Origin of the sequence: Streptomyces sp. NBC_01591 (genome assembly GCF_035918155.1) — a bacterium.
In the GTDB taxonomy this organism is placed as follows: Bacteria; Actinomycetota; Actinomycetes; order Streptomycetales; family Streptomycetaceae; genus Streptomyces.
The window spans coordinates 3160223-3175536 of the sequence record NZ_CP109327.1 but is presented as its reverse complement, the minus strand read 5'-3'; the positions used below and the strand labels follow the sequence as shown (position 1 = coordinate 3175536).

Sequence of the window (15314 nt, the reverse complement as noted above, 5' to 3'; positions counted from 1 at the left end):
CGGTGTTCTGATGGGGCCATGACCGCTCCGACCAGGCCGCAGTACGAGATCCGCGCCCAGCACACGGACACCACCGTCACCGTCTACCAGGCGTACGCCCCCTTCATCGGCGGTCCCGCCGTCCGTGACGGGCGCTTCCCCGACGCCTGGAAGCGCGACCGCATGACATGGATCAAGCCGAGCTTCCTGTGGATGATGTACCGCTGCGGCTGGGGGCTGAAGGACGGTCAGGAGACCGTGTTGGCCGTCGAGATCACCCGCGAGGGCTTCGACTGGGCCCTGGGCCACGCCGAACTCTCGCACTACGTCAGGGGAGTCCACCCGGACCGCGCCACCTGGCAGCACGGCCTGCGCCGCGCCCCGGCCCGCGTCCAGTGGGACCCCGAGCGCGACCTGCGCCTGGACCGGCTGCCGTACCGCTCCCTCCAGCTCGGGCTCTCCGGCGAGGCGTCACGGCGGTACGCGGACGAGTGGACCGTGTCCATCCGCGACGTCACCCCGCTCGCCCGGCAGATCCACGGACTGGTGCGTGACGGGCGACTCGACGAAGCGGCGGAGCTGCTGCCCACGGAGACGCCGTACCCGCCGGGCGGCGTCCCGCTCCCGGCACAGGCGGCAGCCTGACCCCGGACGCACGCGCGGGAGCGCGCTCCGTGACACGTGCCTGCGACTCGGGCGTGTGGGCGAATGCCGCATCAGGAACATATCCATCGATACGCTCCCGGAATGATCCACCATGTCATCTCCCTGGCGGCATCCGGCCTGAAGATCGACTGGGCCAGGATGCCGACGTACAACACGATCATGTCGGTGGCCGCCGGCGCGGGGCTGCTGCTCGTGGTGGCGCTGGGGCGCCAACTCCTCACGCCCGGACGCGTCATCAGCCCCGAAGGCTGGGTCCTCGCCTTCGGAGCCCTCGGCTTCACCCTGGTCACCACGGGCCTCCACATGACCCTGACCTGGCCACTCGCCGGACAGGGCTTCCCGTTCGACAACATCATCTTCGGCGAACCGGCGCTCGCCTTCGGTGTCTTCCTCTTCACCGCGTCCTTCTACCTCTGGAGACGCGGAGCCGAACTCAACAGCGCGGACCGCATCGCCCGATCGGCCCGTGTCGCCATGCCCATCTCCGTCTTCGTGTTCGGGCTCGGGCTCGCCTGCTTCGGAATCGCCGCCGCGGGCTGGAAGTACACGCTCTTCGCCGCACCGCCCGAGGAACCCGTCTCCGGGGAGTTCGCGCGGTGGCCGATCCTGGAGGCGAGCTTCATGTCCGGGCTGTACGTCCTGGTGGGCATCGGCGCGCTGCTGTTCCCGTTCGTGCTGCGCCGGCCGTCGAGCTGGATGGCTCCGGTGACCGGTGTCGTCTGGGGCCTGGCCGGTCTGGCGTTCCTGCTCTTCGGCGGGCTCAACTACTTCACCCACATCGGCCTCATCGTCAACACCATGTGAGCCACCCGGTATCCGACGGTGCTTTGCACGCGAACGGCCCGGCATACCGCGTATGGAGTACGGCGGGGGGATGCCGTACGTCGCAAGGAGGCCGGAAACCTCCCCCTGGTGGCTGGCCGCCCGCCTCGGCGGCCCGCTTAGGGTCGCACCATGGAGACTTCCGAAGCGAGCAGGTCCAGGTGGCGGCGGCTGGTGCACCGCAGACGCGGCCGGTGGGTCGCGGGCCTGGCGGCGCTCGCCGTGCTGGCCGGTGCGGGCACCTGGAACGCCGCGGCCGACGACAGCGGACCCGCCGTGCACCGCCAGGACCGGATGATGAAGTCCGACGGGGTGTCCATCGACACCTCGTACTTCACCGCCGGCGGCACCGGGCGCCGGCCCGCCGTGCTGATCGGGCACGGCTTCGGCGGCAGCAAGGACGATGTGCGGGCGCAGGCCGAGCAGTTGGCCCGTTCCGGATACGCCGTGCTGACCTGGTCCGCCCGAGGGTTCGGGAAGTCGGGCGGGGACATCTCACTCAACGCCCCCGACCGCGAGGTCAAGGACGTGTCCCGGCTGATCGACTGGCTCGCGGACCGGCCCGAGGTGCGACTCGATGCCGAGGGTGACCCCCGCGTCGGGATCACCGGGGCCTCCTACGGCGGAGCCGTCTCGCTCCTCGCCGCCGGGTACGACAAGCGCGTCGACGCCATCGCACCGCAGATCACCTACTGGAACCTCGCCGACGCCCTCTTCCCCGACGGGGTCTTCAAGAAGCTCTGGGCCGGAATCTTCGTCACCACCGGCGGCGGCTGCCAGAAGTTCGAGAAGCGGCTCTGCGAGATGTACGAACGGGTCGCCGTCAGCGGAAAGCCGGACGCCGTCGCGCGTGCCCTGCTGACCGAGCGTTCGCCGAGCGCCGTCGCCGACCGCCTCGAGGTGCCCGCGCTCATCGTGCAGGGACAGTCCGACTCCCTCTTCCCGCTCGGCCAGGCCGACGCCATGGCCAAGGCCATCAGCGGCAACGGCGCACCGGTCGCCGTCGACTGGATCGCCGGCGGGCACGACGGCGGCGACCCGGAGACCGATCGGGTGCACCGGCGGATCGGCGACTGGTTCGACCGGTACCTGAAGGACGACAAGGGCACCGGCACCGGACCCGGCTTCCGCGTCACCCGCACCGGAGGCATCGACTCCACCGACGGAGCCGCCCTCACGCGCGGGGCGAGCAGCGCTACGTACCCGGGGCTGAGCAGCGGCGCGGAGAGCGTCGCACTCGGCAGTCGCACGAAGACGTTCCGCAACCCCGCCGGGGCCAACCCGCCCGCCATCTCGGCCGTTCCCGGCGTCGGCGGCGGTCTCGCCCAGCTCTCGTCCCTCGGCGTCGGGCTCTCGATCGACTTCCCCGGGCAGTACGCCCGCTTCGACTCGGCCCCGCTGGACAAGCCGCTGAGCGTCACCGGCTCGCCGACCGTCCAGGTGGACGTCAAGGCGGAGCGGGGCGACGCGGTGCTGTTCGGCAAGGTGTACGACGTGTCGCCGGACGGCAAGCAGCAGGTGCTGCCCTCCCAGTTGGTCGCACCCTTCCGGATCACCCCCGACCAACAGGGCAAGCCGGTCCGGCTGACCCTCCCCGCCATCGACCACCGGTTCGACGCGGGACACCGGCTCCGCCTCGTCCTCTCCGCCACCGACCTCGGCTACGCCTCACCGGCCGAGCCGACGACGTACACCGTGACCCCCGCCGGCCCGCTGACCGTCCCCACCGCCCCCGCACTGAAGACCGCACCGGCCACCCTGCCCTGGTGGACCTGGGGACTCCCGGCCGCCGCCGTCGTGATCGCCGCCCTGCTGCTGCTCACCGCCCGCCGCCGCACCGCGACGCCCGCACCCGATCCGGCGCTCGCCGACGTACCCCTCCAGATCACCGGCCTGGCCAAGAAGTACGCCAGGTCCACCGACCGGTACGCCGTGAAGGAACTGTCCTTCCGGGTCGAGAAGGGGCAGGTCCTCGGCCTCCTCGGGCCCAACGGTGCGGGCAAGACCACGACCCTGCGCATGCTGATGGGGCTCATCACACCCGACGGCGGCGAGATCCGGGTCTTCGGGCAGGCCATCCGGCCGGGCGCACCCGTACTGTCGCGGGTCGGCTCGTTCGTCGAGGGCGCCGGCTTCCTGCCGCATCTGTCCGGACGCGCCAACCTGGAGCTGTACTGGCAGGCCACCGGGCGCCCCGCCGAGGACGCGCACATGGAGGAGGCCCTGGAGATCGCCGGACTCGGTGACGCCCTGGCCCGCGCCGTCCGTACGTACTCGCAGGGCATGCGGCAGCGGCTCGCCATCGCCCAGGCCATGCTCGGCATGCCGGACCTGCTCATCCTCGACGAACCGACCAACGGCCTCGACCCGCCCCAGATCCGTGAGATGCGTGACGTGATGATCCGTTACGCGGCCGGGGGCCGGACCGTGATCGTCTCCAGCCACCTGCTCTCCGAGGTCGAACAGTCCTGCACCCACCTCGTGGTCATGGACCGCGGCCGGCTCGTCCAGGCGGGCCCGGTCGCCGAGATCACCGGCTCCGGCGACATGCTGCTGGTCACCACCGCGCAGGAGGTCGCCGAACCGCTGGTGGAGAAGATCGCCGCACTGGCGGGGATCGGCTCGGCGGTCCGCACCGACGACGGACTCGGACTGCTGGTACGCCTCGACGGCGCCACCTCGTCCGGGCTGATCGCCGAACTGGTCAGACTGGACGTGCCGTTGACCGGTGTCGGACCGCACCGCCGCCTGGAGGACGCGTTCCTCACCCTGATCTCCGGAGGCTCCGCATGAGTGCCGCAGTCGATCTCACCGGGAGCGCCGAAGCCCCCGGCTACCGGGCCCGGCACACCCTGCCGCTGCGCGTCGAGGCGGTACGCCAGCTGCGCAGGCGCCGCACCCTGCTCATGGGCGGGGTGCTGGCCGCGCTGCCGTTCATCCTGATCATCGCGTTCGCGATCGGCGGCACCCCGGACTCGCGGGGCGGCGGCAGCGACCGGATCACCCTGATGGACACCGCGACCGCGTCCGCCGCGAACTTCGCCGCGACCTGCCTGTTCGTCTCCGCCGGTTTCCTGCTCGTCGTCCCGGTCGCGCTGTTCTGCGGGGACACCGTCGCCTCCGAGGCCAGTTGGTCGTCGCTGCGCTACCTGCTGGCGGCGCCCGTGCCCCGGGCCAGGCTGCTGTGGAGCAAGCTCGTCGTGGCGCTCGGCTTCAGCCTGGCCGCGATGGTGCTGCTGCCGCTCGTCGCGCTGGCCGCGGGAGCCGTCGCGTACGGCTGGGGGCCGCTCGAACTGCCCACCGGGGGCTCGCTCGCCGCCTCGGACACCGTGCCGCGGCTCGCGCTTGTCGTCGCGTTCGTCTTCGTGTCCCAACTGGTCACCGCCGGACTGGCGTTCTGGCTCTCCACGAAGACCGACGCCCCGCTGGGCGCGGTCGGCGGCGCGGTCGGGCTGACCATCGTCGGCAATGTGCTGGACGCCGTCACCGCGCTCGGGTCCTGGCGCGAATTCCTGCCCGCGCACTGGCAGTTCGCCTGGGCGGACGCGCTCCAGCCCGATCTGGAATGGGGCGGCATGGCCAAGGGCGCGGCGATCTCGGTGACGTACGCCCTGATCCTGTTCGCCTTCGCCTTCCGTGGGTTCAGTCGTAAGGACATCGTGTCCTGAGCTTGATGTTCCACCGGCCTGCCGGCCCCCGTTGCCGCATCGAGATCCATCCGCAACGTCTTCGTCTGGTCCTCGGCGCCGTCTCGCACGTCACATTCACAAGTGACACGACGACGTTGGGGGCAGGCGATGGAACGCCGGACGGGCAAGTACGCGAGGAAATACGTGCGGACATGGCAAGGGGCACTCGGTGTGCTGCTGGCGGGCGGGGTGCTGCTCACCGGGTGCTCGGGCACGGCGAGCGAGAACAAGGCCACCAGCGACAGCCGGGGTGGCGGCCCGCTCCCGGCTCCCGCACCCGCCGCGTCGGGCGGCGCCGCCGACAGCGAGAGCGCGAACAAGCAGGACGGGCTGCGGGAGTCCGCACCGCCCGACTACCTGTCCACCTTCGCCCTGGACGTCGACACCGCCTCGTACGGCTATGCGCGCCGCACTCTCGGCGACGGCGGCCTGCCGGATCCGTCCACCGTGCGGCCCGAGGAGTTCGTCAACAGCTTCCGCCAGGGCTACCGGCGCCCGGACGGCAACGGCTTCACCGTGAACGTCGACGGGGCCCGCGCCGGGAACAAGGACGACTGGTCGCTGGTGCGGGTGGGCCTGGCCACCCGGGCCGCCCCCGCCCGTGACGAACGCCCGCCCGCCGCGCTCACCTTCGTCGTCGACATCTCCGGCTCGATGGCCGAGACCGGCCGCCTCGACCTGGTGAAGAAGTCCCTGGACATCCTCACCGACGAACTCCGCGACGACGACTCGGTCTCTCTGGTCACCTTCAGCGACGAGGCGGAGACCCTGCTGCCGATGACCCGGCTGCGGGACCACCGCGGCAAGATCCGCGACCGGGTCGACTCCATGGAGGCCACCGACTCCACCAACGTGGAGGCCGGTATCAGGCGCGGCTACGACGAGGCGGTCGACGGCCACGTCAAGGGCGCCAACAACCGGGTCGTCCTGCTCTCCGACGCCCTCGCCAACACCGGCGAGACCGACGCCGAAGCCATCCTGGAACGCATCGGCTCCGCCCGCCGCGACCACGGGATCACCCTCTTCGGGGTCGGCGTCGGCAGCGACTACGGCGACGCGTTCATGGAGCAGCTCACCAACAAGGGCGACGGCCACACCACGTACATCGCCGACGAGGAACAGGCCCGCAAGGTCTTCGTCGACCAGCTGCCCGCACACCTCGAACTGACGGCGCGCGACGCCAAGGCCCAGGTCGCCTTCGACCAGGACACCGTCAAGCAGTTCAAGCTCATCGGGTACGAGGACCGCAAGGTCGCCGACGAGGACTTCCGCAACGACCGCGTCGACGGCGGCGAGGTCGGCCCCGGCCACACGGTGACGGCCCTCTACGCCGTACGCCTCAGGGAGGGCGCCTCGGGGCACGTCGCGACGGCGACCGTGCGCTGGCTGGACCCCAGGACCCGGGCACCGCACGAGCAGAGGGGCACGGTCGGGACGAACGCGATCGACGGCCCGCTGTGGGGCGGTGACAGCAAGCGCCTCCAAGTGACGGCGGTCGCCGCCTACTTCGCCGAGGCGCTGCGCGGCGGTCAGCTGCCGGGCGCGCCCGGACTCGGCGAACTCGCCTCGCGGGCGGGGAAGCTGGCGTCCGCGACCGAGGACGAGTCGGTACGGAAGCTGGCGGCCGCCATCGGACAGGCCGACCGGCTCAAGGGCGGCTCGGGCGACGGCGGTTCCGAGGGAGCGCCGGAGGGCGAACTGGACTGAACGGGGAGCCGGGGACGTCCGCCGACGACATGATGTCCCTCATGTCGTCCTCCCTGTCCTCGTCGTTCCTGGCGCTCGCCGTGATCACGACGGGTCTCTACGCCGGATTCATGCTGACGTTCCTGATCGCGATCATGCCCGGCATCGCGGCACTGCCCGACGAGCGGTTCACGGCCGCCATGCGCCGCTTCAACGAAAAGGTGCCGGGACCGGCCTTCCTGGTCCTCTTCCTCGGTGTGATCGCCTTCCCGGCCGTCGTGGTCCTCGGCGGCGACGGCGGCACGGACCGGGTGCTCGCCGTCGCGGCACTGGTCTGCGCGGTCGTCGGCCACCTGATCACGATCGCCGGCAACATCCCGCTGAACAAGGCGCTCGCGGAATCCGAGGGCGGCGACGACAGCGCGGCCCGCGCGGCGTTCGAGTCCCCCTGGAACAGGCTCCACCGGGTCCGGACGGTCCTGTCCCTCGCCGCGTTCGCCCTGCTGGCCGTGGTCGGGGCGGAGTTCTGAGACGGGCAGCGGTCCCGCTCACGCGAGGTGGAAGACCTCGGTGAGCGGGACCGACGCCTCGTCGGCCGCCTCGGGTTGCTCGAAGAACTCCGCCATGTCGCGCTGCCACCGCTCGTTGACCTCGGTCGCGGCCATCGCCTCGCGTGCCGCGTCGAAGTCCGGTGTCTCCAGACAGCCGACGAGCAGACCGTCCTCCCGCAGGAAGAGCGAGTAGTTGTGCCAGCCGGCCGCACGGAGCGCGGCGAGCATGTCCGGCCAGACCGCGGCGTGGCGCTCGCGGTACTCGTCGATACGGCCCTTGCGTACGGTCAGCAGAAAACAGACGCGCTGCATGGTGTGGAACTCCCGGTGTCCGCTCAGAAGTTGAACTTGTCGATGTTCTTGCGGTCGAAGACGGTCGGCTTGCCGAGGATGACCTCGCCGTCCTTGCCGACCGTGTACTCGCCGAGCCTGCCCGCCTTGAACTTGGGCCGCGCCTCGGACGTATCCATGAAGTCGGCCATGGCACGGGGCGGGTGAGGTCGGACAGCCCCCGGAGCCGTCATGGCGCGCACGTCCTGCCGCTCAACTCCGGCCGCGGCGACCGGTTTTCGTCACCTGTGGTTCGCCGCTCGTTCGAGTGAAGGAGCTGTAACAGTCGCTTCGGGAAGGCAACCGCCGCGTGCCGCCGCAGGTCTGATTCTGCACAGCGCCGGTGCCCGACCGATGTACCGCACCGGCTGCGCAAACTTCCCGAAACCCGAACGAAGGAGTCCACGTGGCATCCCGCGCCCTAGGAACCACAGTGGTCCTCGCCATCACCGTGGCGACTGCCGTGATCACCTTCCCCACCGCCCAGGCATCGACGCCCTCCCGCGCCACGTCCTCGGCGTCGGCGTCCGCGAGTCAGGCCGTTCCCGCACCGACCCCGCGACGCGACGACTTCAACGGGGACGGCTACCCGGACCTGGCCTTCACCGCGCCCGGAGCCACCGTCGACGGCAAGGCCAAGGCCGGATACGTGGGTGTGGTGTACGGCTCCAAGAACGGGCTGCAGACCTCCACCAAGCAGGTCTTCACCCAGGACTCGCCCGGAATACCGGACTCCGCCGAGGCCGGCGACGCGTTCGGCAGCTCGATGGTCTCCGCCGACCTCGACAAGGACGGATACGGCGACCTCGTGGTCGGCGCGGGCGACGAGAAGATCGGCACGTTCGATTCCGCCGGTTCGCTCACCGTCATATGGGGCGGTGAGAAGGGACTGTCCGGCGGCGCGACCCTCCTGACGGGCGATCACCTGTACGACGGGGTCGGCTCCAAGGCCGCCGTCGGCGACTTCGACGGCGACGGCGCCCAGGACGTCGCCACCCTCGGAGTGGGCGACACCCACGTCCTGTCCGGCCCGTTCAAGCGCGACGGCAGCGCGGCGGCCCCCGTCCGGAAGATCCGCGACATGGACGATCTGCGCTACATGGACATCACCGCGGGCGACTTCGACGGCGACGGCCGCGACGACCTGGCCGGTGTCGTCCACGACGGCGACGAGTACGACGCCCGCCGCATCCTCGTCCGCAAGGGCGGCGCCACCGGCCTCGCCGAGGACTACACCGTCGTCAACGGGGCCAACGGCTACCGCCTCCAGGCCGGCGAGACCATCACGGCCGGCCAGGTCAACGGCGACAAGTACGCCGACCTCGTCGTGGGCCGCCCGGTCGACGGCTACGACAGCGACACGGACCTCCCGCTCGCCAAGGGAGGCATGATCACCTACGTACCGGGCGGCGCGAGTGGCCCGCAGGGCGACCGGGCCAAGGTCTTCAACCAGGACAGCGCCGGTGTCCCGGGCGCCGCCGAACGGGGCGACGGCTTCGGCGGAGCGGTCTCGATCGGCGACATGAACGGCGACGGCTACGGCGACATCGCCGTCGGCGTCCCCAACGAGGACCTCGGCACGACGAAGGACGCGGGCTCGGTCCTGGTCCTCCCCGGCACCGCGTCCGGCCCGACCGGGACCGGCACGCTGGGCTTCAACCAGGACACGGCGGACGTTCCCGGAGCGGCCGAGGCCGCCGACCGGTTCGGCGGCGCCGCCAGGCTGGTCGACGCCAACCACGACGGCCGCAGCGAACTGGCCGCCGGCGCCCCCGGCGAGAACGCGGACGCGGGCTCCCTGTGGGTCTTCCCGACCACGGCGGCCGGCGTGACGGCCAAGGGCTCGTTCACCTTCGGCCACGGAACGCTGGGCACCGTGGGAACGAACGCGGCGCTGGGATCGTCCTTCAACCGCTGACCGTGGGCACTTCCGGGGGTGGGGCAGGCCCTACCCCCGGAAGTCGGGCAGCACAGATGTTCCCGCAGGGGGACCGCCTCCTACGGTGAGGCCATGAGCCGAACGAGTGGCCCCCGCACCGTGTGGCAGGCCCTGCCCGCGCCCCGCTATCTGCTGTCCTCCTGGCCCTGGCGGTCGGCCGGTTACCTGATCGGCGGCGCCCTGGCCGGCGCGGTCGTCCTGGTGGGAGCTCGGGTACGCGCTGCTGTTCGCCGTGGTCCTGTGGCCGCTCGACGCCCTCGCGGTGGGCGTCTGCACGGCCGTACCCCTCGCGATGACGAGCACCCCCGTACTGATGGAGGTCTACGGGGACGGCGAGGAGTTCCGCGTGGTGAAGCTGTGGACGGTCACGACCTGGCCCGAAGCCTTCGCGACGGCGGCCTGCGGACTTGTCCTCCTGCTGCTCGGCAGCTACGCCCTGGGCGCGCTGGCCGGAGCCAGAGCGGAACTGACCCGCCTGCTGCTCACTCCCGGACCGACCGGGCCGGACGAACGGCCGCCAACTCCTGCGCCGCCGCCGCGACCCGCTGGAACGCCTCACCGCCAGGGAACGCGAGGTGCTCGCCCTGGTGGCCCAGGGCCGGTCGAACGGCGCGATCGCCCGCGAACTGGTCGTCTCCGAAGCGGCGGTGGGCAAGCACATCGGCAACATCCTCGCCAAGCTGGACCTTCCCCCGGCCGACGAGACGCACCGCAGGGTCCTGGCGGTCCTGACCTTCCTGCGCGCCTGACGGCGGACCCGAGGCGGTGCTGCCGGCATCTCCGTCCGGACTTACGTCACCACTACGCCGCGCTCGCTAGCATGCCCCGGGCCGAGGAAGTCCGAGAGCGGCTGAGAAGGACCGAGGAGGACCGAGAAAAAAAGGCCCTCCAGGTCGGAGGGCCTCATGGTCGTGCGCGCTGTGCGCCCCCGGCAGGACTCGAACCTGCGGCCAAGCGCTTAGAAGGCGCCTGCTCTATCCACTGAGCTACGGGGGCCGGGTAGTGGCCTCGGCGGCCTGGAGCCCTGGGGCCGGGCCGGTCGGTGACCTGCCGGGACAAGGATAGAGCTCCGATCGCCTCGTCCTGGTTGCTTCACCTGCGTGGCACGATGTGGAGGTTCGGTGAAGCGAACCGATAATCGCAGGTGGGTGGGATTCGTGCACCGCTTTTCACGCCTCGCGCCCCGGGTGTTGTGCACTCGTTATGCCTGCGCCCTACTCGTCCCCTCTGTCCAGACTTCATCCCTGGGAGAGAACCGGCGCGCAGAGGTGGCTATACGCTTCAAAATGGCGCCAAAATTGGGCATTCTTCGCATGTGGTGACCTTGGACGTACGGCCTCAGCTCATCGACGCACTTTCCGCCCTGCGCGACCGTGTCGCTGCCGTGCGCCTTCCACTCCCGCTGCCGGGAGCCGCGCGCGCCCGGCAGACCCGGAGCGAGCTGCTCGCCCAGCTCGACGACTATCTGCTTCCCCGGCTCAGGGATCCCGAAGCGCCCCTGCTCGCGGTCATCGGCGGGTCGACCGGGGCGGGGAAGTCGACGCTGGTCAATTCGCTGGTGGGGCGGCCGGTCAGCGAGGCCGGGGTGCTGCGGCCGACCACCCGGACGCCCGTGCTCGTCTGCCATCCGGATGACCACCACTGGTTCGCGGGGGTGCGCGTACTGCCGCAGCTGACCCGGGTCTGGCTGCCGCCGGAGGAATCGGGGGAGCCCGGCCGGCGCGAGGACCTCGACGGGCTCGACGGACTCGACCTCGACAGCGACGAGGAGGACGGGACCTCGTTGCGGGTCGAGACCTCGCCCGGACTGCCGCGCGGGCTCGCGCTGCTCGACGCGCCCGACATCGACTCGCTCGTGGTGCGGAACCGGATGCTGGCCGCCGATCTGATCTGTGCCGCGGATGTGTGGGTGATGGTGACCACGGCCTCCCGGTACGCGGACGCGGTGCCCTGGCATCTGCTGCGTACCGCGAAGCAGTACGACGCCTCGCTCGTCACCGTCCTCGACCGGGTGCCGCACCAGGTGATCGCCGAGGTGTCGCAGCAGTACGGGGCGCTGCTCACCCGGGCGGGGCTCGGCGAGGTGCCGCGCTTCACCATCCCCGAACTGCCCGAATCGGCCGGTGGCGGCAGCGGGCTGCTGCCCACGACCGCCGTCGCCCCGCTGCGGGCCTGGCTCAGCCACCGCGCCCAGGACCCGGCGGCCCGCCAGCAGACGGTCGGGCGCACGGCGGCCGGGGTCATCGACTCGCTCGACGTACGGATGCCCGAGCTGGCCGGGGCCGTCGCGGCGCAGTACGCGGCGGCCGTGCGGCTCACCGGCGTGGTCGAGGACGCGTACCGCGCGGAGGGCGCCCGGGTCCGGCGCAGGCTGCACAGCGGCGGCGTGCTCGCCGGGGACGCCCGGACCAGATGGCGCGGATACCCGCAGTACAGCACCTCCGCGGAACTCCTCGAAGCGCTGGTCGAGAGCCTTTCCGCGCTCCTGCAGTGCGTTGTGGCCGCCGCCGACGAACAGATCCGCACGACCTGGCAACGCGAACCCGCGGCCGGGGAGTTCGGCTTCGAGGACGTCGGCCGGGAGGCCGGGGGATGGGGACCCGCCGAGGACATCCGGGGCCGGATCACCATGGCCGTACGGCGGTGGTGGCGGGTCCTGGAGGAGCTGGCCGAGGAAGAGGTGCGCCGGCTGGAACGCAATGCCGCACCCGACGCCGAGACGGTGGCGGCACTGCTGGCCGCCGCACTGCTCGGCGGCCGCCGCACCCGCGGCGCCGGGGAGCAGCTCGCCGAACGGATCGGCGCCCAGGGAGCGCTGCGGCTGCGCGACAAGGGCGGGGAACTGCTCACCGAATGCCTCGACCGGGTGCTGAACGGCGAGCGCGACCGGCGGCTCGCACCGCTCGACGCGCTCGATGTGGCCCCGGAGCCGCAGGCCGAACTGATCGCCGCGCTGTCCGTACTGCAGAAGGAGAGGTGGCAGCGATGACTGCCGTCACTGACGAGGGGACCGGCCGGGGCGGGAGTCCCGCCGACCACGAGGACCTGGACACGGACAGGCCGGTCCGGATCCCGGAGGCGGGCCGGACCCCCGAGGCGGGCCGGGACTGGAACGACGGGCTCATCGCCCGGCGGGCCGCGGTCAGGGCGGCGGACCCCGAGCCCGAGACCACCCCGGACGACGACGTACGGCCGCCCCAGGTCGAGGCGTACGTGCCCTCCGGCGGCCCGCTCCGGCCACGGCTCGACGCGCTGCGTGAGCTCGTCGGGCTGTCCAGGGCCCGGCTCGACGGGGCCACCCTCGCCGAAGCGGGGCGTGTCCTCGACGAAGCGGCGGCCCGGCAGCGGCTCTCCTCCCGGCACACCGTCGTCGCCATCGCCGGAGCCACCGGCAGCGGCAAGTCGACGCTCTTCAACTCCCTCGCGGGCGCCCAGATCTCCGACACCGGACTGCGCAGGCCGACCACCGCCGCCCCCATCGCCTGCTCCTGGACCGACGGGGCCGCCGGGCTGCTCGACCGGCTCGCCATCCCGGGACGGCTCAGGCGCCGGCCGCAGCAGGGCGGCGCGGACACCGACGAGGCCCTGCAGGGGCTCGTACTCGTCGACCTGCCCGACCACGACTCGGCGGCGACCGAACACCGGGAACAGGTCGACCGGGTGCTCGCGCTGGTCGACGCCGTGATCTGGGTCGTCGACCCGGAGAAGTACGCGGACGCGGCCTTGCACGAGCGCTATCTGCGGCCGCTCGCCGGGCACGCCGAGATCACCTTCGTCGTCCTCAACCAGATCGACCGGCTACCCGGCGACGCCGCCGACCAGGTCCTCGACGACCTGCGCCGGCTGCTCGACGAGGACGGCATGGCACTGGGCGAACACGGCGAACCCGGCGCCACCGTCATGTCCCTGTCCGCGCTCACCGGCGAGGGCGTCGGCGAACTGCGCGAGGTGCTCGGCCGGTTCGTCCAGGAGCGCACCGCGGCGGCGCGCAGGCTCTCCGCGGACGTGGACGCCGCCGCGGCCAGGCTGCGCCCGGTGTACGTGGCCGAGGGGCGGCCCGGTCTCGGCGAACTGGCCCGCGAGGAGTTCGCCGACCGGCTGGCGGAAGCCGTCGGGGCGGCCGCGGCGGGCCAGGCGGCCGAGCGCGAGTGGCGCAGGAACGCCGGACGGGCGTGCGGCACGCCGTGGCTGCGGCTGTGGCGCTGGTACGAGTCCACCCGGCGGCCCGGAGGCCTGGAGCGCCCGGCGCAGCCCGAGCCCCCCGAGGAGCAGCTCACCGCCCGGCAGCGCGTCGAGCAGGCGGTACGGACGGTGGCGGACGAGGCCGCCGACGGGTTGCCGGGCCCCTGGGCCCAGGCGGTCCGCGAGGCCGCGGTGCACGGTGCGGACGGCCTGCCGGAGGCACTCGACGCGCTGGCGGAGAGGGTCGGCGCCGAGCACGCTGCGGGTGGTTCGGCGGTGGTGGCGACGGGCGTGGCCGGGGCTTCGGGCGTGGCGCACAGCGGCCGTGTGGGCGGGAAGCCGCCGCGGCCGAAGTGGTGGCCCGCCGCGGTGCTGGTCCAGGCGTCGATGACGTTGCTGCAGATCTTCGGCGGCCTCTGGCTGGTCGGGCAGATCGTCGGCGTGCTCGAACCGGGGTTCCTCACGCCCGCCCTGGTGATGCTGGCCGGGGTCGTCGGCGGCCCCCTGGTGGAGTGGTCGTGCGCGGCCGCAGCACGTGGGCCGGCCCGGCGGTACGGGCAGGAGGCCGAGCGGCAGTTGCGCGAGGCGGCGGCGGCCTGCGGGCGGGCCCGGGTGCTCGATCCGGTGGCCGCTGAGCTCGTGCGGTACCGCGAGGTGCGGGAGAGGTACGCGGCGGTGACGGAGATTTCCACAACCGGCGGGTAGTCCACAGGCGTCAGCAGGATTCCCGCCTTCCCTTCAACCTGGGATCAGTGACCGCGTGGACGCGATCGCTGATCCGAAGGCCGAAGGGGAGGCGGAGTCATGAACGACACCTTGGTGACATTGGTGGGCAACGCGGCGACGGGCGTGGAGTTCCGGGAGACCGCGACCGGCGGAATGGCGCGATTCCGGTTCGCGGTGACGCCGCGCCGCTGGGACCGCGAGAAACAGCTCTGGACGGACGGGCACACCAGCTTTTACACCGTGTGGGCCTGGCGGACTCTGGCATTGAATCTGTCCGGTTCCGTTTCCGTCGGGGAACCACTCGTCGTGCACGGCAGGCTGAAGGTGCGCGAGGAGGAACGGGAGGGGCAGCGCCGGACGTTCGTGGACATCGAGGCGGTCGCGGTGGGCCACGATCTGACGCGGGGGACCGCCGCGTTCCGGCGGGTGCTGAGGGGTGAGCCCGCACTGACGGCGCCGGTGGGGAGCGTGGACAGGACGGACGGACCGGACGGGGCGGGCGGATCGGCTGGACCTGAAGGGGCCGCCGGACCGGGAGTCCCCGGTGGGTCCGGGGAGGCGACCCGTTCCGGGAGCAGGCGGTCGACAGGGCGTCAGAAAGCCGGACAGGAACTCGCGTCGGTGCCGTGACAGGCCGAAAACGGACCGATGACAGGCCGAAAACAGACCGGGGCGGGCCGGGGAGGCGAACGCGAGTGATACCGGCGATAACGATTCCGATTCGGAATGGTTGTACGACGGTAT

General features: G+C 71.9%; 11 protein-coding genes, 1 tRNA gene and 3 pseudogenes. 12 read left to right on the top strand and 3 right to left on the bottom strand.

Features of this window, described 5'->3' with window-relative positions; all coding sequences use genetic code 11:
- The first annotated feature begins 18 nt into the window (after positions 1–18).
- The 6 genes from OG978_RS14750 to OG978_RS14725 all read left to right on the top strand — a co-directional run bounded on the left by OG978_RS14750 (position 19) and on the right by OG978_RS14725 (position 7372).
- Entirely contained in the window at positions 19–624 is a 606-nt protein-coding gene (locus OG978_RS14750; protein ID WP_326765671.1) for a DUF4291 domain-containing protein, read from the top strand.
- A 102-nt stretch (positions 625–726) separates the two neighbouring features.
- A complete protein-coding gene (locus tag OG978_RS14745; RefSeq protein ID WP_326765670.1) occupies positions 727–1449 on the top strand; it encodes a DUF981 family protein in 723 nt (240 codons plus the stop codon).
- A 240-nt stretch (positions 1450–1689) separates the two neighbouring features.
- The gene (locus OG978_RS14740; RefSeq protein WP_442817835.1) at positions 1690–4260 is read left to right on the top strand and encodes an alpha/beta fold hydrolase; all 2571 of its coding nucleotides are present in this window, start codon (positions 1690–1692) and stop codon (positions 4258–4260) included.
- Positions 4257–5135 (top strand): ABC transporter permease, encoded by an 879-nt coding sequence (locus tag OG978_RS14735; RefSeq protein WP_326765668.1) that lies wholly within the window; start codon positions 4257–4259, stop codon positions 5133–5135. The genes OG978_RS14740 and OG978_RS14735 overlap by 4 nt, the downstream gene beginning before the upstream one ends.
- A 129-nt stretch (positions 5136–5264) precedes the next feature.
- On the top strand, positions 5265–6863 hold the full coding sequence (locus tag OG978_RS14730) for a vWA domain-containing protein (protein WP_326770035.1): 1599 nt from the start codon (positions 5265–5267) through the stop codon (positions 6861–6863).
- Positions 6864–6904: 41 nt separating this feature from the next.
- Entirely contained in the window at positions 6905–7372 is a 468-nt protein-coding gene (locus OG978_RS14725; RefSeq protein WP_326765667.1) for an anthrone oxygenase family protein, read from the top strand.
- An 18-nt stretch (positions 7373–7390) separates the two neighbouring features.
- Here OG978_RS14725 and OG978_RS14720 read toward each other — a convergent pair whose 3' ends face one another.
- Both OG978_RS14720 and OG978_RS14715 read right to left on the bottom strand, forming a co-directional pair.
- The gene (locus OG978_RS14720) at positions 7391–7705 is read right to left on the bottom strand and encodes an L-rhamnose mutarotase (RefSeq protein ID WP_326765666.1); all 315 of its coding nucleotides are present in this window, start codon (positions 7703–7705) and stop codon (positions 7391–7393) included.
- A 23-nt stretch (positions 7706–7728) separates the two neighbouring features.
- Positions 7729–7839 (bottom strand): annotated as a pseudogene (locus OG978_RS14715) (rhamnose ABC transporter substrate-binding protein); the annotation flags it as partial.
- A gap of 290 nt (positions 7840–8129) precedes the next feature.
- On the opposite strand from OG978_RS14715, the gene OG978_RS14710 reads away from it, so the two are divergent.
- The 3 genes and pseudogenes from OG978_RS14710 to OG978_RS14700 form a co-directional block, all read left to right on the top strand.
- The gene (locus tag OG978_RS14710; RefSeq protein WP_326765665.1) at positions 8130–9641 is read left to right on the top strand and encodes an FG-GAP repeat protein; all 1512 of its coding nucleotides are present in this window, start codon (positions 8130–8132) and stop codon (positions 9639–9641) included.
- A 253-nt stretch (positions 9642–9894) separates the two neighbouring features.
- A pseudogene (locus OG978_RS14705) lies at positions 9895–10086 on the top strand (sensor histidine kinase); the annotation flags it as partial.
- Between the two features lie 91 nt (positions 10087–10177).
- Positions 10178–10411, top strand: a pseudogene (locus OG978_RS14700) (response regulator transcription factor); the annotation flags it as partial.
- Between the two features lie 174 nt (positions 10412–10585).
- On the opposite strand, the gene OG978_RS14695 reads toward OG978_RS14700, so the two are convergent.
- Positions 10586–10658 (bottom strand) — tRNA-Arg (locus OG978_RS14695).
- A gap of 328 nt (positions 10659–10986) precedes the next feature.
- On the opposite strand from OG978_RS14695, the gene OG978_RS14690 reads away from it, so the two are divergent.
- The 3 genes from OG978_RS14690 (at position 10987) to OG978_RS14680 (ending at position 15200) form a co-directional block, all read left to right on the top strand.
- Positions 10987–12651: a dynamin family protein gene (locus tag OG978_RS14690; RefSeq protein ID WP_326770034.1), complete on the top strand. Its 1665-nt coding sequence runs from the start codon at positions 10987–10989 to the stop codon at positions 12649–12651.
- Positions 12648–14549, top strand: coding sequence for a YfjP family GTPase (locus OG978_RS14685; protein ID WP_326765664.1), 1902 nt, complete (start codon positions 12648–12650; stop codon positions 14547–14549). The genes OG978_RS14690 and OG978_RS14685 overlap by 4 nt, the downstream gene beginning before the upstream one ends.
- Before the next feature lie 99 nt (positions 14550–14648).
- Positions 14649–15200 carry a single-stranded DNA-binding protein gene (locus OG978_RS14680; protein ID WP_326765663.1) on the top strand — a complete coding sequence of 184 codons (552 nt, stop codon included), beginning with the start codon at positions 14649–14651 and terminating at the stop codon, positions 15198–15200.
- Positions 15201–15314: the final 114 nt, after the last annotated feature.

Coding starts and splice junctions, on each gene's coding strand:
- OG978_RS14750 (WP_326765671.1), top strand. CDS start 19: ATGACCGCTCCGACCAGGCCGCAGTACGAGATCCGCGCCCAGCACACG.
- OG978_RS14745 (WP_326765670.1), top strand. CDS start 727: ATGATCCACCATGTCATCTCCCTGGCGGCATCCGGCCTGAAGATCGAC.
- OG978_RS14735 (WP_326765668.1), top strand. CDS start 4,257: ATGAGTGCCGCAGTCGATCTCACCGGGAGCGCCGAAGCCCCCGGCTAC.
- OG978_RS14730 (WP_326770035.1), top strand. CDS start 5,265: ATGGAACGCCGGACGGGCAAGTACGCGAGGAAATACGTGCGGACATGG.
- OG978_RS14725 (WP_326765667.1), top strand. CDS start 6,905: ATGTCGTCCTCCCTGTCCTCGTCGTTCCTGGCGCTCGCCGTGATCACG.
- OG978_RS14720 (WP_326765666.1), bottom strand. CDS start 7,705: ATGCAGCGCGTCTGTTTTCTGCTGACCGTACGCAAGGGCCGTATCGAC.
- OG978_RS14685 (WP_326765664.1), top strand. CDS start 12,648: ATGACTGCCGTCACTGACGAGGGGACCGGCCGGGGCGGGAGTCCCGCC.
- OG978_RS14680 (WP_326765663.1), top strand. CDS start 14,649: ATGAACGACACCTTGGTGACATTGGTGGGCAACGCGGCGACGGGCGTG.